25 protein-coding genes and 1 pseudogene are annotated in these 22,614 nt (G+C 65.5%); 18 read left to right on the top strand and 8 right to left on the bottom strand.

Going from position 1 to position 22,614, the window contains the following annotated elements; genetic code table 11:
• Positions 1-377: 377 nt before the first annotated feature.
• The 4 genes and pseudogenes from rpmH (at position 378) to yidC (ending at position 3,170) form a co-directional block, all read left to right on the top strand.
• Complete coding sequence (rpmH, locus tag BHE01S_RS36845; RefSeq protein WP_026120950.1) at positions 378-512, top strand: 50S ribosomal protein L34; 135 nt, start codon at positions 378-380, stop codon at positions 510-512.
• Positions 513-603: 91 nt separating this feature from the next.
• Positions 604-1,026: pseudogene (gene rnpA / locus BHE01S_RS17480) on the top strand (ribonuclease P protein component); the annotation flags it as partial.
• A 203-nt stretch (positions 1,027-1,229) separates the two neighbouring features.
• The gene (gene yidD / locus BHE01S_RS17475; protein ID WP_042266160.1) at positions 1,230-1,460 is read left to right on the top strand and encodes a membrane protein insertion efficiency factor YidD; all 231 of its coding nucleotides are present in this window, start codon (positions 1,230-1,232) and stop codon (positions 1,458-1,460) included.
• 30 nt (positions 1,461-1,490) lie between these two features.
• A complete protein-coding gene (yidC, locus tag BHE01S_RS17470; RefSeq protein WP_042266075.1) occupies positions 1,491-3,170 on the top strand; it encodes a membrane protein insertase YidC in 1,680 nt (559 codons plus the stop codon).
• Between the two features lie 135 nt (positions 3,171-3,305).
• Here yidC and BHE01S_RS17465 read toward each other — a convergent pair whose 3' ends face one another.
• Positions 3,306-3,725: a helix-turn-helix domain-containing protein gene (locus BHE01S_RS17465; RefSeq protein WP_042266074.1), complete on the bottom strand. Its 420-nt coding sequence runs from the start codon at positions 3,723-3,725 to the stop codon at positions 3,306-3,308.
• A gap of 343 nt (positions 3,726-4,068) precedes the next feature.
• Between BHE01S_RS17465 and mnmE the strand changes: the two genes are divergently transcribed.
• From mnmE to BHE01S_RS17445, 6 genes are all read left to right on the top strand, one after another.
• A complete protein-coding gene (gene mnmE, locus BHE01S_RS17460) occupies positions 4,069-5,469 on the top strand; it encodes a tRNA uridine-5-carboxymethylaminomethyl(34) synthesis GTPase MnmE (RefSeq protein WP_042266072.1) in 1,401 nt (466 codons plus the stop codon).
• A 280-nt stretch (positions 5,470-5,749) separates the two neighbouring features.
• A complete protein-coding gene (locus BHE01S_RS36840; RefSeq protein WP_084068950.1) occupies positions 5,750-6,067 on the top strand; it encodes a DUF3761 domain-containing protein in 318 nt (105 codons plus the stop codon).
• A gap of 248 nt (positions 6,068-6,315) precedes the next feature.
• Positions 6,316-6,627 (top strand): DUF4148 domain-containing protein, encoded by a 312-nt coding sequence (locus BHE01S_RS17455; RefSeq protein ID WP_042266070.1) that lies wholly within the window; start codon positions 6,316-6,318, stop codon positions 6,625-6,627.
• A gap of 422 nt (positions 6,628-7,049) precedes the next feature.
• Positions 7,050-7,253, top strand: a complete 204-nt coding sequence (locus BHE01S_RS38790; protein ID WP_084068948.1) for a hypothetical protein — start codon at positions 7,050-7,052, stop codon at positions 7,251-7,253.
• Between the two features lie 145 nt (positions 7,254-7,398).
• Positions 7,399-7,635: a hypothetical protein gene (locus tag BHE01S_RS17450; RefSeq protein WP_042266069.1), complete on the top strand. Its 237-nt coding sequence runs from the start codon at positions 7,399-7,401 to the stop codon at positions 7,633-7,635.
• 262 nt (positions 7,636-7,897) lie between these two features.
• Positions 7,898-8,923, top strand: coding sequence for a S1C family serine protease (locus BHE01S_RS17445; RefSeq protein ID WP_042266159.1), 1,026 nt, complete (start codon positions 7,898-7,900; stop codon positions 8,921-8,923).
• 57 nt (positions 8,924-8,980) lie between these two features.
• On the opposite strand, the gene BHE01S_RS17440 is transcribed toward BHE01S_RS17445, so the two are convergent.
• The 4 genes from BHE01S_RS17440 to BHE01S_RS17435 all read right to left on the bottom strand — a co-directional run bounded on the left by BHE01S_RS17440 (position 8,981) and on the right by BHE01S_RS17435 (position 10,705).
• Positions 8,981-9,370 carry a hypothetical protein gene (locus BHE01S_RS17440; RefSeq protein ID WP_042266068.1) on the bottom strand — a complete coding sequence of 130 codons (390 nt, stop codon included), beginning with the start codon at positions 9,368-9,370 and terminating at the stop codon, positions 8,981-8,983.
• A 136-nt stretch (positions 9,371-9,506) separates the two neighbouring features.
• On the bottom strand, positions 9,507-9,665 hold the full coding sequence (locus tag BHE01S_RS37855; RefSeq protein WP_157025457.1) for a hypothetical protein: 159 nt from the start codon (positions 9,663-9,665) through the stop codon (positions 9,507-9,509).
• Between the two features lie 52 nt (positions 9,666-9,717).
• Entirely contained in the window at positions 9,718-9,882 is a 165-nt protein-coding gene (locus tag BHE01S_RS38425; protein ID WP_165822733.1) for a hypothetical protein, read from the bottom strand.
• Between the two features lie 196 nt (positions 9,883-10,078).
• On the bottom strand, positions 10,079-10,705 hold the full coding sequence (locus BHE01S_RS17435) for a LysE family translocator (protein ID WP_042266065.1): 627 nt from the start codon (positions 10,703-10,705) through the stop codon (positions 10,079-10,081).
• A gap of 483 nt (positions 10,706-11,188) precedes the next feature.
• On the opposite strand from BHE01S_RS17435, the gene sap1 reads away from it, so the two are divergent.
• Complete coding sequence (gene sap1, locus BHE01S_RS17430) at positions 11,189-11,530, top strand: surface attachment protein Sap1 (protein ID WP_042266064.1); 342 nt, start codon at positions 11,189-11,191, stop codon at positions 11,528-11,530.
• A gap of 235 nt (positions 11,531-11,765) precedes the next feature.
• On the top strand, positions 11,766-12,320 hold the full coding sequence (locus BHE01S_RS17425) for a YaeQ family protein (protein ID WP_042266062.1): 555 nt from the start codon (positions 11,766-11,768) through the stop codon (positions 12,318-12,320).
• Positions 12,321-12,337: 17 nt separating this feature from the next.
• Here the strand turns inward: BHE01S_RS17425 and BHE01S_RS17420 are convergent, their stop codons facing one another.
• Positions 12,338-12,748, bottom strand: coding sequence for a VOC family protein (locus BHE01S_RS17420; protein ID WP_042266061.1), 411 nt, complete (start codon positions 12,746-12,748; stop codon positions 12,338-12,340).
• A gap of 526 nt (positions 12,749-13,274) precedes the next feature.
• Between BHE01S_RS17420 and ada the strand changes: the two genes are divergently transcribed.
• The 4 genes from ada to BHE01S_RS17400 all read left to right on the top strand — a co-directional run bounded on the left by ada (position 13,275) and on the right by BHE01S_RS17400 (position 17,965).
• Positions 13,275-14,447 (top strand): bifunctional DNA-binding transcriptional regulator/O6-methylguanine-DNA methyltransferase Ada, encoded by a 1,173-nt coding sequence (gene ada, locus BHE01S_RS17415; protein WP_042266058.1) that lies wholly within the window; start codon positions 13,275-13,277, stop codon positions 14,445-14,447.
• Entirely contained in the window at positions 14,444-15,466 is a 1,023-nt protein-coding gene (locus BHE01S_RS17410) for a DNA-3-methyladenine glycosylase family protein (protein WP_084068945.1), read from the top strand. The genes ada and BHE01S_RS17410 overlap by 4 nt, the downstream gene beginning before the upstream one ends.
• A gap of 202 nt (positions 15,467-15,668) precedes the next feature.
• Positions 15,669-17,291 carry a glutamate--cysteine ligase gene (gene gshA / locus BHE01S_RS17405; protein ID WP_042266057.1) on the top strand — a complete coding sequence of 541 codons (1,623 nt, stop codon included), beginning with the start codon at positions 15,669-15,671 and terminating at the stop codon, positions 17,289-17,291.
• Positions 17,292-17,482: 191 nt separating this feature from the next.
• The gene (locus BHE01S_RS17400; protein WP_042266055.1) at positions 17,483-17,965 is read left to right on the top strand and encodes a hypothetical protein; all 483 of its coding nucleotides are present in this window, start codon (positions 17,483-17,485) and stop codon (positions 17,963-17,965) included.
• Between the two features lie 82 nt (positions 17,966-18,047).
• Here BHE01S_RS17400 and BHE01S_RS17395 read toward each other — a convergent pair whose 3' ends face one another.
• Complete coding sequence (locus tag BHE01S_RS17395; RefSeq protein WP_042266053.1) at positions 18,048-19,604, bottom strand: DHA2 family efflux MFS transporter permease subunit; 1,557 nt, start codon at positions 19,602-19,604, stop codon at positions 18,048-18,050.
• A 150-nt stretch (positions 19,605-19,754) separates the two neighbouring features.
• Positions 19,755-20,279 carry a MarR family winged helix-turn-helix transcriptional regulator gene (locus BHE01S_RS17390; RefSeq protein ID WP_042266051.1) on the bottom strand — a complete coding sequence of 175 codons (525 nt, stop codon included), beginning with the start codon at positions 20,277-20,279 and terminating at the stop codon, positions 19,755-19,757.
• A gap of 228 nt (positions 20,280-20,507) precedes the next feature.
• Between BHE01S_RS17390 and BHE01S_RS17385 the strand changes: the two genes are divergently transcribed.
• Together BHE01S_RS17385 and BHE01S_RS17380 are read left to right on the top strand one after the other, a co-directional pair.
• Entirely contained in the window at positions 20,508-20,837 is a 330-nt protein-coding gene (locus tag BHE01S_RS17385) for a hypothetical protein (protein WP_042266156.1), read from the top strand.
• 159 nt (positions 20,838-20,996) lie between these two features.
• Positions 20,997-22,586: an efflux transporter outer membrane subunit gene (locus BHE01S_RS17380; RefSeq protein ID WP_042266049.1), complete on the top strand. Its 1,590-nt coding sequence runs from the start codon at positions 20,997-20,999 to the stop codon at positions 22,584-22,586.
• The last annotated feature ends 28 nt before the right edge of the window (positions 22,587-22,614 follow it).

The raw sequence follows: 22,614 nt of genomic DNA, 5'->3' as shown, positions 1-22,614 counted from the left end.
CTCTTGCCGCACATACGCGACGAGGCCCTGACGAGGCGACGGCAATGGCTCCGGAAGCCCGCGCGGCAAAGGTCTTGCGGCAAGCAGGCGGGCCGGAGCGGCATGCAGGATTCTTGGGATAGGCGAGATTCTAACGCCGAAATCCCCTCACCAGGAAGTTATCCACAGGGACGGATCAACGCACGCTCGTTCGTGCCCGCGCCACGGCCGAGGCAGAGCCGCTTGGCCGTTCCGGAAGGTTCGATTGCCTAACCTATTGACGGCCAACGAAAAACCGGCTTAAATAGCGGGTTCCTCGAAAACCAATCCCTAGTACCACCGGCCATTGCCTTTTTCCGCGATGCTCGCCGCGGTCAAAACTCAACAGTGAGAGCAACATGAAACGTACTTTCCAACCTTCCGTTACCCGTCGCAAGCGTACCCACGGTTTCCGCGTGCGCATGAAGACCGCTGGTGGCCGCAAAGTGATCAACGCACGCCGTGCGAAGGGTCGCAAGCGCCTCGCCGTCTAAGTCGGGCAGCATCGCTATCAGCGAATTCACGGGTAGCGGCCCGCTCGCGAGCACGGCGAACAGGACGAACCTGGTAACTGATCGGGGCGTCATGCCGTCGCGAACGCAAGCCGCTTTTCCGAAAGCCGCAAGGCTACTGAAAACGGATGAGTTCTCATCCGTTTTTCGTTTGCGCCCCTGGCGCCGCACCGAGCACTTCGTCGTGTACGGCCGGCCCACCGGCAACGAGGCGCGGCTCGGGCTCGTGATCGGCAAGAAGTACGCGCCGCGCGCGGTCACGCGCAACCTGGTGCGCCGGATTGCCCGCGAAGCGTTTCGTGTGCGCCGTGCGCAGTTCGACGGTTTCGACCTGCTGCTGCGCCTGCATACGAAGTTCGACCGCAAGGCGCTGCCGGGCGCGTCTTCGTCGGGGCTCAAGGCGTTGTGCCGCGGCGAGATCGAGACGCTGCTCGAAAAGGCCGCGCGCGAAGTCACGCGGCGCTGCGGCGCTGCGCCTGTGACATCTGCGCGCACCTCTTGCGCGACGCAGGCTGCGGCAACAGATGGGCAGGCAGCCGGGCAACCGGCGCGTGCCGAGGCCGGCAAAGATTTGCCGCCGGACGAGAGCAAGACCCGCGCATCATGAGCGGGGCGCGCGAGTCCGGCATATCCGACGTAGCCGCCGCGCAAGCGGCACGGGGTTCGTCATCGAACGCGGCGCAGCCAGGCCGCAACGCCATGCAAACGGTATTGATCGCACTGCTGCGTTTCTACAAGCTTGCCGTGAGTCCCCTCCTCGGCAGCCGGTGCCGTTTTTATCCTTCCTGTTCGGATTACGCACGCGAGGCAATCCAGTATCATGGCGCCGCGCGTGGGACTTACCTCGCCGCGCGGCGGCTGTGCCGCTGCCATCCGTTTTCGGCGGGCGGCATCGACCTCGTCCCGCCTGCATCTCCGAAAAAGCGCTGACGCGCCATTCCATCGACACAGAGACAACGCATGGATATCAAACGCACCGTCCTATGGGTCATCTTCTTCATGTCAGCGGTCATGCTGTACGACAACTGGCAGCGCGACCATGGACGCCAGTCGATGTTCTTCCCGAACGCGACGCAAACGCAGACGCAAACCGCCGCGGGCGGCCCTGCGCCGGCTAGCGCCGCCAATGGCGCGTCCGACCTGCCGACGGCCGCCGCCGCCGCGGGCCAGGCGCCGACGAACACCGCCCAGCCGGCTGCAGCCGCAGCCCAGCTCGTTCACTTTCGCACCGACGTCTACGACGGCGTGATCGACACGCGCGGCGGCACGCTCGTGAAGCTTTCGCTCCTGAAGGAAAGCGCCGACGGCAAGGGTCCCGACCAGTACATCACGCTGTTCGACCACACGAGCGACCACACTTACCTCGCGCGCAGCGGTCTGCTCGGCGGCGACTTCCCGAACCACAACGACGTGTTCACGGCAGTCGAAGGCCCGCGCGAGCTGACGGGCGACGCCAACTCATTCCAGATCGCGCTGCAGTCGCCCGAGAAAGGCGGCGTGAAGGTCACCAAGACCTACACGTTCACGCGCGGCAGCTACGTGATCGGAGTGGACTGGAAGGTGCAGAACCTCAGCGGCGCGCCGGTCTCGCCCACGCTCTACATGGAAATCGTGCGTGACAGCCAACCGGTCGAAACGCCGCGCTTCTCGCACACCTTCATCGGGCCGGCCGTGTACTCGAACGAGCATCACTTCCAGAAGATCACGTTCGGCGACATCGACAAGAACAAGGCCGACTTCGTGACCCAGGCCGACAACGGCTGGATCGCGATGGTGCAGCACTACTTCGCGACCGCGTGGATTCCGCAGCAAGGCGTCAAACGCAGCATCTACGTCGAGAAGTTCGACAACTCGCTCTACCGCGTGGGCGTGAAGCAGCCGCTCGGCACGATCGCACCGGGTGCGACGGATACCGTGCAGGCTCGCCTCTTCGCAGGTCCGCAGGAAGAGCGCATGCTCGAAGGCATCGCGCCGGGTCTGGAGCTCGTGAAGGACTACGGCTGGGTGACGATCATCGCGAAGCCGCTCTTCTGGCTGCTCGAGAAGATCCACGGCTACGTGGGCAACTGGGGCTGGTCGATCGTGCTGCTCACGCTGCTCATCAAGGCCGTGTTCTTCCCGCTCTCCGCCGCCAGCTACAAGTCGATGGCGCGCATGAAGGAAATCACGCCGCGCATGCAGGCGCTGCGCGAGCGCTTCAAGAGCGACCCGCAGAAGATGAACGCGGCGCTCATGGAGCTCTACAAGACGGAGAAGGTCAATCCGTTCGGCGGCTGTCTGCCGGTGGTGATCCAGATTCCGGTGTTCATTTCGCTGTACTGGGTGCTGCTCTCGTCGGTGGAGATGCGCGGCGCGCCGTGGATTCTGTGGATTCACGACCTCTCGCAGCAGGACCCGTTCTTCATCCTGCCGGTGCTGATGGCCGTCTCGATGTTCGTGCAGACCAAGCTGAACCCGACGCCGCCAGACCCGGTCCAGGCGAAGATGATGATGTTCATGCCGATCGCGTTCTCGGTCATGTTCTTCTTCTTCCCGGCGGGCCTCGTGCTGTACTACGTCGTGAACAACGTGCTCTCGATCGCGCAGCAGTACTACATCACGCGCATGATGGGCAAAGGCAAGAAGAAGGCCGCCGCCTGAAGGCCGGGGCGGCAGTGATGCCGCCAGCTGAATCAAGGCTCGAAAAAAAGCCGTCCGGTGTGAGCCGGACGGCTTTTTGCATGAGCGGAGCGGCATTTCCTTGACGGCGCGGAGCGCGGCTTTCGTGTGCGCGCGTTAGTTCTTGTCCGCGTCGCCGTAGAATTGGGCGACCAGTTCCTGCACGAGATAGCGGTGATGGGCGCTGAGCGACTCGATTTTCGAGGCCAGTTCGAGCGTTTCCTCGGAAACCGGATATTTGCCGTCAGGCTTGCGCGGCCGCGGCACGCTCGCGCCCGCGTTGCCAGGAGGACCGTAGTGCAGCCAGTGGATGTCCACGTCGAACCAGTTCGCCAGTGTCTCGAGCTTGTCCTGCGTGGGAATGGTGCGGCCGCTCAGCCATTTGTGAGCGGTTTGCGGCGAAACCGGATGCTCGCCGTGATGGCGCAGGTTGAACTTGTTTGCCAGGTCGGTGCTGCCGCGCAGTTTTTCGGGCGCGCGCTTCATGGCGAACTTGAGACGTTCGGCAAAGGCGGCTTTTTCATTGGGGGTCGGCATGGGCCAGATTGTGCAACCCGAAATCGCCGAAGATGACAACCAGTTAGGCTATATTTAGCGTATATAAGCGATAATTCACCTGCTTCTGGCTGCCGTATGATTTCGATCGAGATCTCCACGAATTCCTTTATGGCAAGACGTTGGTGGGATCTGGCGCTCGAATTCACTGAAATCTGACAGAATTCCTTGAGACCAATCTTAGCTAATTTAAGATAAGGCGGGACGAATCTCAGCCGGGTTTCCAGCCGAAAAGCACCTTCACTGGCGCGTTACAATGCCTCGCATTTTGCGAGTGTTCGCACTGCATCCCAATTCCAGCGCTGCCCTACGTTCCACGCCCATCATGCTTGCCACCGATTCCGATCCCATCGTCGCCATTGCCACTGCGCCAGGACGCGGCGGGATTGGTGTCGTACGCGTCTCGGCCGGCCGCGCGGGCGCGGCGGCGACCGTCGCGTTGATGCAGGCTCTCACGGGCCAGGACCTGGTTGCGCGCCACGCGAGCTACGTCCCCTTCCTCGACGGCGCCGGCGCGGTGCTCGACCGGGGTATTGCGCTGTCCTTCCCCGCGCCGCATTCGTACACGGGCGAGCACGTACTCGAACTGCAGGGCCACGGCGGCCCAATCGTGCTGCAACTCGTTTTGCAGCGCTGCATCGAAGCCGGCCGCGAGTTCGGGCTGCGCCTCGCCGAACCCGGCGAATTCACCCGGCGCGCGTTCCTCAACGACAAACTCGATCTGGCCCAGGCGGAAGCCGTCGCAGACCTGATCGAGGCGAGCACCGAAGCGGCGGCGCGCTCGGCCGGCCGCTCGCTCGACGGCGCGTTCTCGCGCGACATCCACGCGCTCGTAGACGACGTCGTGACGCTGCGCATGCTCGTGGAGGCGACGCTCGATTTCCCCGAAGAAGAGATCGACTTCCTCGAGGCTGCGGACGCCCGCGGCAAGCTCGCACGCATTCGCGAGCAGCTCGACCACGTGCTCGCCGAAGCGCGCCAGGGCGCGCTGCTGCGCGAGGGACTTTCGGTCGTGCTCGCGGGACAGCCTAACGTGGGCAAGTCGTCGCTTTTGAACGCGCTGGCAGGTGCGGAACTCGCGATCGTGACGCCGGTTGCGGGCACGACGCGCGACAAGATTTCCCAAACCATCCAGGTCGAAGGCATTCCGCTGCATATCATCGATACGGCGGGCTTGCGCGACACGGAGGACGAGGTCGAAAAGATCGGCATCGAGCGGACGTGGAGCGAGATCGGCCGCGCAGACGTGGTGCTGCATCTGCTCGATGCGCGCACGGGCATGAACGCCGGGGACGAGGTGATCGCCGCGCGCTTTCCTGCCGGTGTGCCGGTCGTACGCGTGCTGAACAAGACCGACCTGACCGGTGTGCCGCCCGAGGTGGCGAAGCGTCGTGCCGTGAACGGCAGCGAAATCTGCGAATTGCGTCTTTCCGCGAAACAGGGCGATGGCGTTGGGCTGCTGCGCGCCGAGCTGCTGCGCATTGCGGGCTGGCAGGCGGACGCGCAGAGCGTCTATCTCGCGCGCGAGCGGCATCTCATCGCGCTGCGCGCGGCGCGCGAGCATCTCGCACAAGCGGCGGCGCACGCCGACCAGAATTCGCAACTGCTCGATCTGTTCGCCGAGGAGTTGCGGCTCGCACAGGAGTCGCTGAATTCGATCACCGGCGAGTTCACATCCGATGACCTGCTGGGCGTGATTTTCAGCCGGTTTTGTATCGGAAAATAACCAGTCGCCCGGCGCGCGAAACCTGTAGCGAGGTTGAGCAATGGCTATTGAGCGTGCTATCGAGCGCCCGCCAACCTTGGTGGCTCTTCGAGTCACATCACAAGAGATGTTTCCGCGATTCCTTGCAGGCGAGTGTCGGACGTAAGATCCTGGTATCGGTATCGAGTTCTTTCTTGCAGCGCGATGGTCAGGTTGCGCCATCCAGCAACGCGACCCGGTGTAGCATGGCGCTCAAACTGCCCTATATCGGGCACTATGGAGAATCAGAACGAGGCCGGGGATGTCGGGAATTCTTTTGAGTCGCAGTCGTACTGCCGCGCGTGTATTGGCCGTATCGCGATGCGGCAGTCTCGTGGCACTCGTCGCACTCACAGGCGCCGCCCACGCTTATCAGCCCTCCTCCCCCGACGAGTCACAACTGCAAGAGCACGGCCACTACGTGAACCACGACGGGCACCTCGTGCATGCGCCAGCGCACTCCCGAAACGGCTCCGCGCCGATCGGCGCCACCGCGAGGTGTGGTGACGGGACATACAGCTTCAGCCAGCACCGCTCGGGGACGTGCTCGCGTCATCACGGCGTCGCCGAGTGGGAATAACGAGAGACCGCGATCGGCAACGAAACGCGGAGTGACGGGTATCGTCGCGACTCCGGCGTTGGTGCCCGCTTCACGAGGCTCTGTATCGACCCGCAAGCGCGCCAGCGCCCTACCCCATTCTTCTTCAGCCTGGAACAATCCCTTCGATGCCTGAGGGTTAACCCTCGGCGGCAATCCTCCTAGACTGTCTCTCATCGGATGCAGACACGTTGTCGCGCCGAATCAAAAAGCCAAAGGAGGTAGTTAGCATGAAGTCCCTGATCCAGACCGTAGCCGTTGCCGTTGCACTCGTGGTGCCGATGGCATCGTTCGCGCAATCGAATGCACCCGTGACCCGCGCCCAGGTACGCGCCGAGCTCGAGCAGCTCGCGAAGGTGGGCTGGCATCCGGGCGCAGGGGCAGACCCGCACTACCCCGACGATCTTCTCGCAGCCGAAGCCAAGGTGGCCGCCGCGAACGGCGCAACGAGCGGCTACGGCGGTGTGGCAGCCGGCAATTCGGATGCAGGCCGCCCGGCGGTGTCCAAGGCCGACTGGAACGCGATGTATAACCATCCGTAACACGGCAATACTGTTGAAACGCCTGTGATGATCCCGCGCAGGCGTTTCGTATAACTAAACGAATACCTCCGCCGTCGTTGACGCGACGGCTTCGCTCGGGCCTTCTGGCCTGGGCGCTTTTTCCAGCGGCCGTCGAGTGAATCGGCGACTCTGCTGAAAAACAAAGCTCGTTCAGCCTCACTTCAGCGCACTACGAGCTAACTGCGACGTCATTTAATTCGTAGTGCGATCAATCCATGCGTTCACAAGCAGGCGACTGTCTTGCGAGCGCTTCGACGCTTGCGCCCGCCAAGGCGCCTCTCGCTGCCTCCACCAACGCCCAGCGGCCGCTGGGTGCGGCTGTAATTTGTGGACACACATCGTTGCTTTTCCAAACCCTTGCTTGCGCGTGGCTCGCCGACAATCAGCGGTATAGGAGAACGATGATGAAAACACTCTTCTGCGTAATTGCTCTCGTTGGTTTGTCGGCCGGCCTCACGGGTTGTGTGGTAGCGCCGCCGTACGCGTACGCCCCTGCGCCAGCCTACGGCTATGCACCGGGCTACTATGCGGCGCCGGCGGTGGATATCGGGGTTGGCGTGGGTGGCTACTACGGCCATGGCTACGGCCACGGCTGGCGACATTAAGGGAACCATAACAAGCCTTCTGAAAGCTTGATCTCTGACTGATGAACTTGACCTATCCGATGTGATAGCTGGACACGCGCCACCACCGAACTAAAGTGGCGAGACACGTTTTCACAAGACATTGGACCGGCGCACGGGGGCAACCATGAGATTCATCGACGACGAGATCGCGCATATCACGCGCGCAATGGTGCCCTCGTTATCGGCCGGCACGACGCCGGCAGTCTTTTCACTCGATTACTGGTACGAGCGCCTGTGCGCAGTGCTTGACCTTGCCCAGATCACGCCGTCCCAGTTCCGCACAGTCGACGCGCTCATGGTCGAGCTCGAATCGCGGCGGCCTGCGCCCGGCGCAGCGGTGCGCGAGGCGCTGGCCGCCTGATTCACCCGTTCACGCGTTGGCTTCGCGCGCGCCCGGCGCCGCGAATTCCCGATTAACCTCGCCATGTCACCCGAGCATGGATTAGCCCGCGCGAGCGGGCTTTTTTCTTTTCCGGAGCGCTCGCCGGCGGGCTGGCAGACGAAATAAGCACCGCAGCAGTTGCGGCGATCAGGAGCCCGACGTTTCGGCCGACGTGGCGCTCGCTCTTGAAAACGTCGCGCGCCCCCTGCATGTAGAGCCCACTTTTTCGGAGATTCAGATCGTGGGCAGACGACCTTCCTTCATTGACGATCTGGCTCGCGGCGCCCCGTCCGACGGCGCGGGCCAGCGCCCGGGCTTCGACGACGACGCGCTCCTCGACGCCTATTCGCGGACTGTGATCGGCGCGCTGGAGCGCGTGCAGCCGGCCGTCGCGCACATTGCCGTCGAGCGCCGCGCAGCGGGCCAGGCCCCCGCGCGCGGCGGCAGCGGCTCGGGCTTCCTGTTCACGCCGGACGGCTACCTGCTGACGAACAGCCACGTCGTGCACGGCGCAAGCAAGCTGAGCGTGACGCTTGCGGACGGCACGACGCAGAGCGCCGACCTCGTCGGCGACGACCCGAGCACGGATCTCGCCGTGCTGCGTATCGGCGCGGCAGAGGCGCTGCCGCACGCGCAGTTCGGCGATTCGGCGGGCCTGCGCGTCGGGCAAATCGCCATCGCCGTGGGCAGCCCGCTCGGCCTCGCCCAAACGGTGACGACGGGCGTCGTGTCGGCGCTAGGCCGCTCGCTGCGCTCGGAGTCCGGCCGCATGATCTACGACGTGATCCAGACCGACGCCGCGCTCAATCCGGGCAACTCGGGCGGGCCGCTCATCAATTCGGCGGGTCAGGTGATCGGCGTGAATACGGCGATCATTCCGGGCGCGCAGGCTATCTGCTTCGCTACGGCCATCGACACGGCAAAATGGGTCATCACGCAGCTCTTCGCGCACGGCCGGGTGCGGCGCGCGTATATCGGCATTGCCGGCACCACGGTGCCGATCGCGCGCAAGGTGCAGCGTTACTTCGGCCTGAGCGCGACAACCGGCGTGCGGGTGATGGAAATCGTCAAGGGCAGTCCCGCTGCGCTCGGCGGGCTGCGCGTGGACGACACGATCGTGACGATCGACGGTATGGCGGTGGACGGTATCGACACGCTGCAGCGTCTCTTCGACGTGTCGCGCATTGATCGCGCAGTGGAAATTGGTGTGATCCGCTTGACGCAGCGACTCATCCTGAGCGTGACGCCCGTCGAGCAGACGAACTAGGCGCGAGGAGCAGCCGCGATGCCGGGCGGCGCACTGTGGCGTGCGCCGCTTCATGCATTACCAGCCGCCGCCTGGCTGGGCATAAACCGGCTGCTGTCCGTAGTAGCCGGGCTGCGCGTAGCCGTCGTCATATTGCGGCGGCGGCGCGGGCTGGGCCGGCGCGCAAGGCACGTAGCGGCCCGAATACTGGTCGTAACACGCCGCGCCGGCCGGGGCGGCGGCATAAACCGGCGCCGGCTGGGCATACACGGGCTCGGGCTGCACATAGGCCGGCTGAGCCGGGTAGGCCACCGCCGGGCCGCTATTGAGCACGGCGCCCACCGCGGCGCCAATCAACGCGCCGCCAACCAGCGCACCCACCACGTCACCGCCGTGATCGTGCGCGCTCGCGGGGCCTGCCGACAGCGCACACCCCGCCAGCACAAAAACGGCTGCCATCTTTCGCATGTCGTTCTCCCTGAGAACCTTTGAAAACATGCGAGCGATTGTCGGCCTGCTTGCCGGATACAGGTGCTGCAAGTGGTAACGCCGAATTACCGGAGGGTGTGGTTTGCCGGCGCGCGCTGGCCGGGAGCGAATCCCGTCAGCGTGCGTGCTGGCCGTCGTGCGCGCCCGCCTCTTGTGCGCGCGGCGTGCTGCCGCGCCGCCCGGCGGACGGCCGGAGAAGGGTGAGCGCGATGGACAGCGCCATCAGCACGAACAAGGCGCCGAAGTACGGCATCCAGGAGGACTCGAAATCCACGAGTGCCACCCGTGTGTTTTGCCGCGTTCATCCGCGCGATTCGTGCTCCCGCTCAGTGATGCAGAAGACTGCGTAGCGGATGACGCCAGTCGATATGATGTCCGTCTCCCGCTTCCACGCGCTGTCGATGCTCCTCGAGGATTTCGTCGGAAAACAGGAAGACGACAATGACAAGGGGGATCACCAAAAACGCGCCCAGTATTACGTGTTCGATCACGATTGACTCCTGGTTGTCAAGCGGTTTGCAATTGCATTGTAGCCAGGACGCGACAGTTTGCCCATCGGGCGCGCACTGAAGCTTGAAAACAATGTTCGCCAACCCTCACAACCCCGGGTCGAGCAGCCTGCGTGCCCGGTCCGCGCGGCGCCGGAGCGTGCGCTGCGCGAGGTCGCCATCGATCCGAATGCGCCGTCTATGCCGTCGACTTTCGCCACGCGGCGGCAAAAAGCCCGGCGCCGATGAGCAGCGTGCCGCCCGTACGATTGACGACGCGCTGCACGCGCGGGCTGCGCACGACCTTGCGCGCGGCCGCCGCGAGCAGCGCATAGGCGAACGCGTTGAGCGTCGCGAGCGCGAGGAAGGTGGCTTCGAACACGACGATCTGCGGTGTCATGGCCCCACGCGGATCGATGAACTGCGGCACGAAGGCGACGAAGAAAATGATGCTCTTCGGGTTAAGCGCGGTGACGGCGTACGCATGCGCGAAGATGCGGCCGGTGCGCGTCTCGGAGGTATCCGGTGCGTCGCCTTCGCCAACGGGCGCGCGCCAGAGCTTCACGCCCAGATAGAGCAGATAGGCGGCGCCGATCCACTTCAGCACCGAGAACAGCGTGGCGGAAGCCGCGAGGATCACGCCGAGTCCGAGCATGGAAGCGGTCATGGCCGTGAAGTCGCCGAGCGCGACGCCGGCCGTGGTTGCGAGCGCGTAGCGGCGGCCATGGCCGAGCGCGTAGGAAACGACGAGCAGCACGGTGGGGCCGGGAATGGCCACGAGTATGGCAGACGCAATCGCGAACGCCAGCCAGTGAGCGAAAGTCATGGGGTTCCTCCATTGGGAAGCCCGATTTATCCACGAACTTTTGCGCTGTGCAAGCGGCTTCGTTTCGAGAGCCTCATGGGCGCCTGGCATCGTTTTTATTCTGTCGCCAATCCATTAATGCACGCGCTCCCAATTGGCGCTGATGCGACTTTGGATGCGCCGCGTCATTGGCTGCCGGCGATCTATTAAACCGTTTAAATCAAAACAGGTTCGATTGTCCTATTCCCTCTATAACCGGCAGCGCCTTGTTGGATAAGGCGCGAGACTATGTAATCGATGCTTCGGAGTGCTCCTGAACGCCCGGCAGACCCAGGCTGGACGGTAGCGCGGCGCTCGACATCACGCTGCAAACCGCCACGACTGTTGCAAGCGCACACAAGTCGGGCTTGCAGTCTTCCGGCAGTTTTCTATGTTTAACAACGCGGGTGCGGCATGAGAGTTAAATACATAGCTAATCTGAGTCAAAACCCGCAGGAGGCAATCATGAAAATGCTATCCGGTGTGGTCGTCGCGGCGGCCAGCCTTGCTTGCGCCATTGCGGTTCAAGCTCAGGACGCGAGCGTCAAGCCGCAGCAAACGGTGCAGTTCAAGCCGGGCTCCTATGGCTGCCTCACGAAAGACAAGCTCGACGCCGTCGCGCTTCACGAGCAGGCCGGCGAGCATCAGCAGATGCAGGAATACTTCTCGGGATTCCAGTGTCTGTCCACGCCCGACAACCAGTCGTTCCGCGTCGTCCAGGTGGTGGGCCACGACGTCGAATTCGTCAACGCCGCGAACACCGACGAGCAAGGTCTCTGGACCACGGACCGCTTCATCAAGCAGTAAGGCCGCATCTTCCAACGCGCCTCTCGCCATCGACATGGCCCGACGCACATGCGCCGGGCCATCGTGCTTGCCGGACGCGCGGCCGTGACGTGATGCAACGCGTTGCGCGCCGCTGTCAAACCGCCGTCATTCTCCCGTCAGACCATCCGCATTGGGCCGCGTGCCGACTCGACCGGCACGTCGCTTGCTAGAAACTTCGCTATCATGTGCGGCTTTCGCGCGACCGGAATTCGGTATGGCACTCAAATCGACCATCTACAAGGCAGAACTGCAGATCGCGGACATGGACCGGCACTATTACGCCGACCATGCGCTCACGATCGCGCGCCATCCGTCCGAAACCGACGACCGCATGATGGTTCGCATCGCGGCATTCGCGCTGTTTGCGGGCGAGCGGCTCGAATTCTGCAAGGGCCTCTCCGATACGGACGAGCCCGACCTCTGGTGCAAGGACTACACGGGCGCGATCGAAACGTGGATCGAAGTCGGCCAGCCCGACGAGCGCCGCATCGCCAAGGCAAGCGGCCGCGCGGGCGAGGTCATCGTGATCGCCTACGGCGGGCGCACCTCCGACATCTGGTGGCAAGGCGTGCGCAACAAGGTCGAGCGCCTGCGCAACGTCACGGTCTGGTCGCTGGGCGAGGGCGTTGCCGCGTCGCTCGGCGCGCTGGCCGAGCGCACCATGCGCCTGCAATGCACGGTGCAGGACGGCGCGGCGTGGATCGGCAACACGAGCGCCGAACCAGTGGCCGTCGAATGGAACGTGTTCAAGGCGCCCGAAAACGTGTGAAAGCAGGCGGCGCGTGTTCAGGCGCGCGGCGGCCCCTTGAGTTCCACCATGTTGCCTTCCGGGTCGAACAGATACAGCGACGGCCCCAGGCCCTCCGCCCCATAGCGCTCGACGGCATTGCCGGGACGCGCGCCATGCTGCGTCAGATGCGACGCGAGCGCCTCGGCGTCGAACGGCTCCACGCGCAAGCAAAGATGATCCATGTTGCCGCCCGCGCCGGCAGGCGGTGCGCCGTCGCCCCGGTCGAGCGGGCCGCCGATCGTCACGAGATCGATCAGCGAGCGTCCCGCGCGTAACTGCACGAGGCCGAGATCGCGCTGTTCACGCTCCGGCTGGCAACCAAGTACTTCGCAATAGAAACGCGTCATGGCGGCCACATCGGCCGCCCGGATAACGACGTGATCGATCTCGCGAATCTGAATCCGCATGGCGTCCTCGAGTTCGTGCAGGGCTTGTCATGATGAACCCGTGGACGCGGGGCTGCGCAGAATGCGCGCATTGGCGTGAGATTCGCAAACCGGAACCGCCGGCAGCACAACCGTGGGAACCGGCGGAAAATAGCCGAAAGGACGGAAAACACGGGCGCGGCGCGGGTGCGGCGAGTTGACGGATGGAAACGCTGGACGAAAAAAAGCCCGCTACTGTGAGCGGGCTTAATCCATATCAGGAGGAGACATGGAGGAGACAGGAACCACTATACCGAGTCGGCTGACGCGACGCAACAACTTTTTAAGGGAAAACCCGCAAAGTTGCCATTTTGTCGCACGGGAATCCGCAAAGCGCCACCAGGGATTCACCGAAGGCCATATTAGTGCCAGACCATGATGCGTTCACGGCACATATCGGCTGCAATGACAGCGCAAGATCCGGCGCGCCGTCGTCCGCACGCGAAGTTAGAGTAAGGGCATCCAGACAGGCACTTCGAGGAGCCCTCAAATGAGCGCCGTCCCTGCAATGAAACCCGCGATGAAACCCGCCAAACCCAGGCAAACACCAGACAGCGAGTGGGCGAACGACGACGACCGCTGGCAAGCCGTCACGTCGCGCGACGCCCGCGCCGACGGCGCGTTCTTCTACGCCGTGCGCACCACCGGGGTGTTCTGCCGCCCGTCGTGTGCGTCGCGGCTGCCGCGGCGCGAGAACATCGAATTCTTCGCCGGGGCCGACGACGCACGCGCCGCCGGCTATCGCGAATGCAAGCGCTGTCGTCCGGGCGGCCTGCCGCGCGAGCTGGAAATCGTGCGGCGTGCGTGTGCGGCGCTGGACGCCGACCCGCAAGAGCGGCTCACGCTCGCGCAGTTGGGCGAAGCCGTGCACCTGAGCCCGTTTCACCTGCAGCGCCTCTTCAAGCGCGTACTGGGCGTGTCGCCGCGCCAATACCAGGCGGCGCGGCGCGGGGCCGTGCTGCGCGACGCGCTCGGCGAGGGCGCCGACGTCACGCGCGCCAGCGCCGACGCCGGCTTCGGCTCATCGTCGCGGCTCTATCACAGCGTGCCGGGCGAGCTGGGCATGGCGCCTTCCGCCTATCGCCGCAAGGGCGCGGGGCTGACGATCCACTACGCCGCCACGCCCACGCCGATCGGCTTCGTGCTGATCGCCGCAACGGAAAAGGGCATTTGCCGGATCGCGTTCGGCGACGATGCCGCGACGCTCACCGCCGCACTCACGGCCGATTTCGCCAACGCGCAGTGCATCGAGGACAAGGCCGCGGTCGCGCCGTTCGCCGCGCAGATCGACGCGTATCTGCACGGCCGGCGCGAGCGTTTCGATCTGCCGCTCGACATTGCCGCCACCGCGTTCCAGCAGCGCGTCTGGGACGCGCTCCAGCGCATTCCTTACGGCGAGACGCGCAGCTATTCGCAGATCGCCGAAACGCTCGGCGCGCCGCGCGCGGTGCGGGCCGTGGCAAGTGCGTGCGCGTCGAATCCGGTGGCCCTGGCGATTCCGTGCCATCGCGTCGTGCAGAAGGGCGGTTCGCTCGCGGGTTATCGCTGGGGGCTCGAGCGCAAGGCGGCGCTGCTCGACGGCGAAGCTCGCGCATCACGAACTGCGCAAGACGGCGCAAAAGGCCCGAAAAGCACCCGTTCGACCTCGAGACGCGCCAACACGCCGGAGACCGCCACTTGAGCGCCATCGCCTCGCAATCCGAAGCACAAACCGAGGCGCCGACGCACCGCGCCACACTCGAACTGCCGTTTCGCGCGCCCTACGACTGGCCACGCGTGTTGCGCTTTTTCAGCGGCCGCGCGACGCCGGGCGTCGAGGCAGTGGAGGGCGGCGCGTGGCTGCGCGCGATCGATTTCAACGGCGCGAGCGGCACGCTCGCCGTGCGCCGGCACGCGCGCAAGCATTGCCTCGTCGTGCAGATCGACGGACCCGTGAGTGCGCACGCGGCGGCGCTCGCCGCACCGCTCTCGCGCATGTTCGACCTGCATGCCGATCCCGCCGCCGTCGCCGCGCATCTGCGCAGCGACCCGTGGCTCGCGCCGCTCGTCGCGGCCGTGCCGGGGCTGCGCGTGCCCGGCGCGTGGTCGGGCTTCGAGCTCGTGGTGCGCGCGATCGTGGGCCAGCAGGTCAGCGTGAAAGCGGCGACGACGATCATCGGGCGCCTCGTCGAACGCGTGGGCAAGCGCATCGACGACCACGCGCACGCGCGTACCGCGTGGCGCTTTCCGACGCCCGCCGCGCTCGCCGCCGCCGATCTCGCGGGCATCGGCATGCCGGGCAAGCGGGTCGCCGCGCTGCAGGGCTTCGCGCAGGCCGTGGCGAGCGGCGCGGTGATCATCGAACGCGACTACGCGCAGAAGGATCAAGGCAATCCGCGCGGCAAGCGTCAAAGCAGACCATTTGACGCTATCGCGCCAGAACCCGCCAATCTGGACGCCATGCGCGCCGCGCTGCTCGCGTTGCCCGGCATCGGGCCGTGGACCGTGGAATACGTCGCGATGCGCGCATGGCGCGACGCGAACGCGTGGCCTGCGACTGATCTCGTGCTCATGCAGGCCATCGCGGCGCGTGACCCGTCGCTCGCGCGCGCGACCCAGCAGCGCACCCGCTCTGATACATGGAGTCCCTGGCGCGCGTACGCGGCCATGCATTTGTGGAACGAAATCGCCGATCGCGCGGGCGCGGCGCGCGGCGGCTAGGGCAGGGGAAGGCAGCGCGAGGAATGGGGTGCCATCGCCGCGAGCAGTACGCGTCCACAGGCCCAAACCCCGTCCGAGGCAGGCCCAAGCAGGTCTTCCGGCGAGATGTTAAAGTGCCCGCTACCGAAAAGAATCCCGGCCGGCGAACGTCAGCAGCACTACGCGCAGCACTGCGCCGCCGGCCCGAGCCCGACTTGCCTCAATGTCAGACACGACCTCTACACGCACGAACGACGTTCTCGCGCAGCGCCTTTCCGTGCTGGGCGACGGGCCACATCGCGGCGCGCTCACGCGCGGTCTGCGCGGCATCGAGAAGGAGAGCCTGCGCGTGACGCGCGACGGCCGTCTCGCCATGACGCCGCACGCGGCAGCGCTCGGTTCGGCGCTCACGCATCCGTCGCTGACCACCGACTATTCGGAAGCGCTGATCGAGATCATCACGCCTGCCGAGCCCGATGCATCGATCACGCTCGCGAAGCTCGACGAGCTGCATCGCTACGTCTATGCGGTACTCGCGCGCGACGGCGAGATGCTCTGGAACGAATCGATGCCGGGCCTGCTGCCCGACAGCGACGACGGCATTCCCATCGCGCGCTACGGCAGCTCGAACATCGGCCGCCTCAAGTACGTGTACCGCATGGGCCTCGCGCTGCGTTACGGCCGCACGATGCAGTGCATCGCCGGCATCCATTACAACTATTCACTGAGCGAGGAAGTGTGGCGCGTGCTGCATGCGCATCATCAGTCCACGGCCTCGCTCACCGACTATCAGTCGGAGCGCTACCTCGCGCTGATCCGCAATTTCCGCCGCACGAACTGGCTGCTCATGTACCTGTTCGGCGCTTCGCCCGCACTCGACGCGCGCTTCCTGCGCGGCCGCGAGCACAAGCTCGAAACGTTCGACGCCGACACGCTCTATCTGCCGTACGCGACAAGCCTGCGCATGAGCGATCTCGGCTACTCGAACACAACGGGCCAGTCCGCCTTGCGCGCCGACTACGACACGCTGGCAGGCTATCTCGACGCACTCGCGCAGGCCGTGAGCCAGCCGTATCCGCCGTACGAGGCGATCGGCACGCATCGCGACGGCGAGTGGGTGCAGATCAACACGAACGTGCTGCAGATCGAAAACGAGTTCTATTCCACGATCCGTCCGAAGCGCGTGACGCATCCGGGCGAGCGGCCTCTGCATGCGCTCGCCGCGCGCGGCGTGCAGTATGTCGAGGTGCGCTGCATGGACATCGACCCGTTCGAGCCGACCGGCATCTCGCTCGAAACCGCACGGTTTCTCGACGCTTACCTACTCGCCTGCGCGCTCGATGAAAGCCCGTTCCTGCCTGCCGACGCCTACGCCGAATCGAACGAAAACTTCGGCCTGGTGACGAAAGAAGGGCGCCGGCCGGGCCTCTCGCTCAAGCGCGACGGCAAGGACGTGCCGATGCACGAGTGGGCCGAAGCGCTATTCGGGAAGATCGGCCAGGCGGCTGCCGTGCTCGACGCGGCGCACGGCGGCGACGAGCATGCACGCTCGCTCGCGGCGCAGCGCGCGAAGCTGGCCAACCCGTCGCTCACGCCGTCGGCGCGCGTGCTGCAGACCATGCGCGATAGCCAGCAGTCCTTCCTGCAATTCGCGCGCGCACAAAGCGAGCGCCATGCGGTGCACTTCCTCGCGCGTCCGCTCGACGCCGCGGCCACGGCCGGGTTCGAAACACTCGCGCGCGAATCGCTCGCGGAGCAGGCGCAACTCGAGCGCGACGAGGTCGGCTCGTTCGACGCATTCGTCGCCGCGTATCGCGCTTATACGCTCAACCGCTTCAGCGTCTGAGCCGCGCCTCCATCCCATCGAAGTGTCCCGGGCACCGCATTTGCGCGCAACGCGAGCGTGCAGATGCGGTCCAACCAGGGTAGGCGCCGCGTTACCGAAGCGCGCGGCCAGGCGCCGGACGAACGAAGCTGAAAACACCAAGAATGCACGGGCCGCGCGCCATGCGGCTCACTCCGGGAGGAATCCACGCGATGAAACGAATGCTTGCGATCCTGCTCTGCGCGACGGCTGCGGCCTGCGCGCCGCGCGGGCAGGTCAATCCCGACGTCATGCAGATCGCGACCGCGCCGCTTACCTGCTCGAACAAGGCGGAATGCGATCTCTGGTGGCAACGCGCCCAGGACTGGGTGCGCAGTCATTCGAAGTACGAAGTGCAGACCGTGACCGACACGCTGATCCAGACGTCGGGCCCGGGCGGCGGCCGGCGTCTGCTCGCCTATGAAATCACGAAGTCGGGCAACCCGGACGGCACGGCCACGATCGGCTTCGCCGCGCATTGCGACAGTTCGCTCGGCTGCAAGCCCAACCCGTGGTCGGCAGGCGCAGCGTTCAAGCAGTACGTGCGAACCGGCGTCGATGCGCCGAACCCCGGCGACACCACCACCGGCGCGGGCGGCGACACGGCTGGCGTGAGCGGCGCAGCTGTGGCGGAGCCGGCGTCGAGCGCGCATTGATCGCCGATGGCCGGCTTTGGACATTGTCCGATTGAGGGAGGGATAGAGGAGCCCGTATCCCGGGCGGCCTTGCGCGGGAGCCTCAATGACCCATTGCCGGTCCCGCGCCTTTTCTCGGCTTCGTCACCCATACCAGCAGGGCGAGCACGACAAACATCGCGCAGGAAATGCGGAAGAAGTCGTTGGTGGCCATCATGTAGCCTTGCGTGGTGACGACGTCGTTGAGCTGGGCGGTCAGGCTTTGCCCCGCGAATCCGAGATTCGCGAGCGCGTCCTTGTAGGCGACGGTGTTCGGCGAGTACTGGGTCACCGATTCCGACAGCACGGCATGGTGATAGATCGCGGCATCTTCCCAGAACGTCGTGCTCACCGCCGTGCCGATCGCGCCCGAGAGCGTACGCAGAAAGTTCGAGAGGCCCGCGGCGCTCGCGAGCCGCTCGTCGGGAATGCTCGAGAGCGTGATGGTCGTCATCGGCACGAAGAAGCAGGCCACGCCGATGCCCTGGACGAGACGCGGCAGGATCACATGGTCGAACGGCACGTCGAGTGTGAACGTCGAGTTCCAGAGCGAGACGAGCGCGAACACGATAAAGGCGAAGCTCGCGACCATGCGCAGATCCAGCCGGTGCATGTTGCGCCCGATGAGCGGCGAGAGCACGAGCGCGAGCAGGCCCACCGGCGCGGTGGCCAGGCCCGCGAGGCCCGCCGTATAACCCATGACGGTCTGCAGCCAGAGCGGGAAGATCACCACCGAGCCGAAGAAGGCCATGAAGCCGAACGAGATGATCATCGCGCCGAGCGCGAAGTTGCGGTCGCGAAAGAGCGAGAGATCGACCACGGGGTCCTTTTCCGTCGCCTCCCACGCAAGCATGAACGCGAGCGCGACCACCGCGATGATGGCGAGCGTGACGATGAACGTCGAGTTGAACCAGTCGCGATCCTTGCCGAGGTCGAGCATCATCTGCAGGCACGACACGCCGATCACGAGGAGCGCGAGGCCCACGGCGTCGATGCGCTGCTTCGTCGTCTTCGTCTCGCGGCTGCGCAGCAGCAGGTACGCGCAGATGCCCGAGAAGAGGCCGATCGGCACGTTGATATAGAAGATCCACGGCCACGTGTAGTTGTCGGTGATCCAGCCGCCCATCACCGGTCCGAAGATGGGCGCGACGATCACGGTCATCGCCCAGAGCCCGAGCGCGAGGCCGCGTTTGGCGGGCGGGTAGGAGCGCATGAGGATGGTCTGCGAGAGCGGGACCATCGGACCGGAAACGAGCCCTTGCACGAGACGGAATGCGATGAGCGTCTCGAAGTTCGTGGCGAAGCCGCATGCGGCCGAGGCCAGCGTAAACAGCAGCACGGAGAGCGTGAAGAGGCGCACTTCGCCCACGCGGCGCGCGAGCCACCCGGTGAGCGGCACCGCAATGGCCGAGGCGACCGAATACGACGAGATGACCCACGTGCCTTCGCTGTTGGCGACACCCAGGTTGCCCGAGATGGTCGGCACCGCCACGTTGGCGATCGAGGTGTCGAGCACCTCCATGAAGGTCCCGAGCGCGAGCCCGACTGTGAGGAGCGCGAGCGTGCCGCCGGAAAACGGTGCGGGTTCGGCCTGCGCGGGCACCGCGGGAGAAGCTGCCATGTTCCGTGTCCTTGTTGGGTAGGCTGTTGCCGCTGCACGCAAAGAGCCGTGCACGGCAGCTTGTCATTTCATGTCTGTGCATTTTCTGCCCAGACAGTGAATGGATCGAACTACGCCGCCTGTTGCGCTGCGGCGCAGCGTGCGGCGTGGCTAGTCGCCGTCCTCCTGTGCCGGTGCGTCTGCATTCTTGCCGGCGCCTTCCACCGATCCGCACAGCGGTATGGTCGAGCCGTTGTTGGCAATGAAGCGCTGCAGCAAATGAACCAGCATGACGACTTCTTCGGACGAGAAGCCGCGCAACTGCTCGGACATCTCCGCGGCGATCAGGCCGGGCAATTGCTGCGCCGCCGTGCGGCCCTGATCCGTCAGGGCGAGTTCCACGACCCGGCGGTCCGCCTGGCTGCGCTGCCGCTCGAGAAAGCCCTTTTTCTCCAGCCGGTCGAGCATGCGCGTCATGGAGCCGGTGTCGTACGAGAGCGCGCGCGACATCTCGTTCGGCGTGCTGGCGCGCTCGAACCACAATAAAAGGATCACACCGATTTGCGATGATGTGAGTCCAAGCGGCGCGACCGCGCGGTCCATGCGTCCGGCCAGCACGTTGCGCGCAGTCGAAAGGAAATAGCCGAGACTTGGCTCGACGCCCAGCCCGGCCGGGACGAAAGGACCGTCGCTCATGGCAGTTCGCTTTGCAGCATCTCAAAAAACGACCGGATTATAACGGGTAATTTCGCTGCTCAGGCAGATAAATCGGATAGCCCATCGCGACCGCTTCTGTCGCCGCGATCGGGACGTAAAAACAACAGTTGCATTGATGCGCCGCAAAGTATGTTGTGATTTGATTGCATAGTCAATATTATGACAGGCAATCAGTTTCATTCTTCCACTTCCATCCGTTTGCGCATCATGCTTTTCCTGATCAACGCGCTTGGCGGCCTTGGCCGCTCGGTTAGCGAGACCGTCCGCCTTGCTTTCGCCAAGGCCGGTGAGCCGTCGCGCTGGCGCAAGCTCGCGTTGTATGCGGCCATGTTCGCGCTGCCGGGCGGCTCGATCGCGGTGGTGGCCGTGGTGTGGGCGCAGCGTCGCCGCGCGCAGCCCGAACCCGCAGCGGCAAGCGCTGTCGTGCCGGCCGCTTCCGCGACCGCAGCGGCGGCCACAACAGCAGCGGATGCGCCCGCATGCGGTGGCGGCCAGCCCGCCTGCCGCGCACCGAAGCGCCGTCGTAACGACGCGTAACCTGCGCGCCTCACGCCGTAACACCCGCCAACCCTTCCAACGCGTAAGCTTTCGGATTCCGTGCGATGACTGGCGCGTGCGCTACCATTGCCGCAACGCGACAACCCCGTGCGCCCGGCCGCCTGAGCGTGCGCCGGTTGCATCGACAGGAATCCTTGCATGCCTTGCCGTTTCGTCCGCTCCGGCGCGACCGCTGGATCCGCCAGGTCCGTGGCGCGCCGCGCGCCCCAGCCGCTTTCCGCCCTGGCGCTCTGCGCGGCCGCCGTCCTTACCTTCCAGTTGACCGGCTGCGCCGTCGGCCCCGACTATCACCGGCCCAGCGCCGCCGTGCCCGCTTCGTTCAAGGAGGCGCCCGAAGGCTGGAAGGTCGCGCAACCCGCCGATACCGCCGACCGCGGCGCCTGGTGGCTGATCTACGACGACGCGCAGCTCAATGCGCTCATGGACCAGCTCAACACGAGCAACCAGACGGTCGCGCAATTTGCCGCGGCCTACCGTCAGGCGCGCGCGCTCGTGGGCGAGGCGCGGGCGGCCTACTTCCCTGTGATCAGCGGTTCGTTCGCGGGCACGCGCTCGTACACGCCGACGCGCGTGGCCAACTCGAGCGGCGGATTGTCGAGCGGCAGCATCAACAACAACGTGAGCCTCGGGCTCGACGCCACCTGGGAACCCGATCTCTGGGGCAAGGTGAGCCGCACGGTCGGCTCGCAGGAGGCGAGCCAGCAGGGCGCCGCCGCCGATCTGGCGAACGCGCGCCTGTCGGCCCAGGCCACGCTCGCGCAGACTTATTTCACGCTGCGCTCGCTCGACGCACAGCAGAAGCTGCTCGACGACACGGTCGTGGCGTACCAGAAGTCGCTGCAGCTCACGCAGAATCAGTACGCCCAAGGCGTGGCGGGCCGCGCCGACGTGATCCAGGCACAAACCCAGCTGCAATCCGCCCAGGCTGCCGCGATCGACAACGGGGTGGCGCGCGCCCAGGACGAGCACGCGATCGCCGTGCTGGTCGGCCAGCCCGCCTCCACGTTCTCGATCCCGCCGTCGCCGCTCGCCGCCACGCCGCCCACGGTGCCGCTCGCCATGCCTTCGGCGCTGCTCGAACGCCGGCCCGACATCGCCTCGGCCGAGCGCAAGGCGGCGTCCGCCAATGAGCAGATCGGCGTCGCCATCGCCGCGTACTTCCCCACGCTCACGCTTTCCGCGAGCGGCGGCTTCGAAAACTCGGTGATGTCGCAGCTGTTGCAGCTGCCCTCGCGCTTCTGGACGCTCGGGCCTTCGCTTGCCGGCACGATCTTCGACGCCGGGCTGCGCCACGCGCAGACCGAGGCCGCGCGCGCCGCCTACGACCAGCAGGTGGCCGCGTACCGGCAAACGGTGCTGGCCGCGTTCCAGGATGTGGAAGACAACCTCGCTTCGCAGCGCATCCTCGGGCAGGAGGTCGTCGTGCAGCAGCAGGCGGTGGAGTCGGCGCAGCATGCGCTCGCGATCGTGACGAACGAGTACAAGGCGGGCACGACCGATTTCCAGAACGTGCTTTCCGCGCAGGCCACGGCCTTTACCGCGCAGCAGAAGCTCGTGAGCATCGGCGGGCAGCGCATGGTGTCGTCGGTGGGCCTCGTGAAGGCGCTGGGCGGCGGCTGGGACGCCTCGCAGATGGATCGCGAGACCGGCAGCGTCGCTGCGCCGGCAATGGCTTCGGCAGCTTCGGCCCCGGCGGCAGCGACGACGACGGCCGCCCAGCCGCAGTAATGCGCCCGCCCCCGCGCAGCCGGGCGCA

The organism is Paraburkholderia heleia NBRC 101817 (assembly GCF_000739775.1).
GTDB classification, from domain to species: domain Bacteria; phylum Pseudomonadota; class Gammaproteobacteria; order Burkholderiales; family Burkholderiaceae; genus Paraburkholderia; species Paraburkholderia heleia.
Note: the sequence above shows the minus strand (reverse complement) of the source record. Positions and strands in the feature narration are given on the sequence as shown.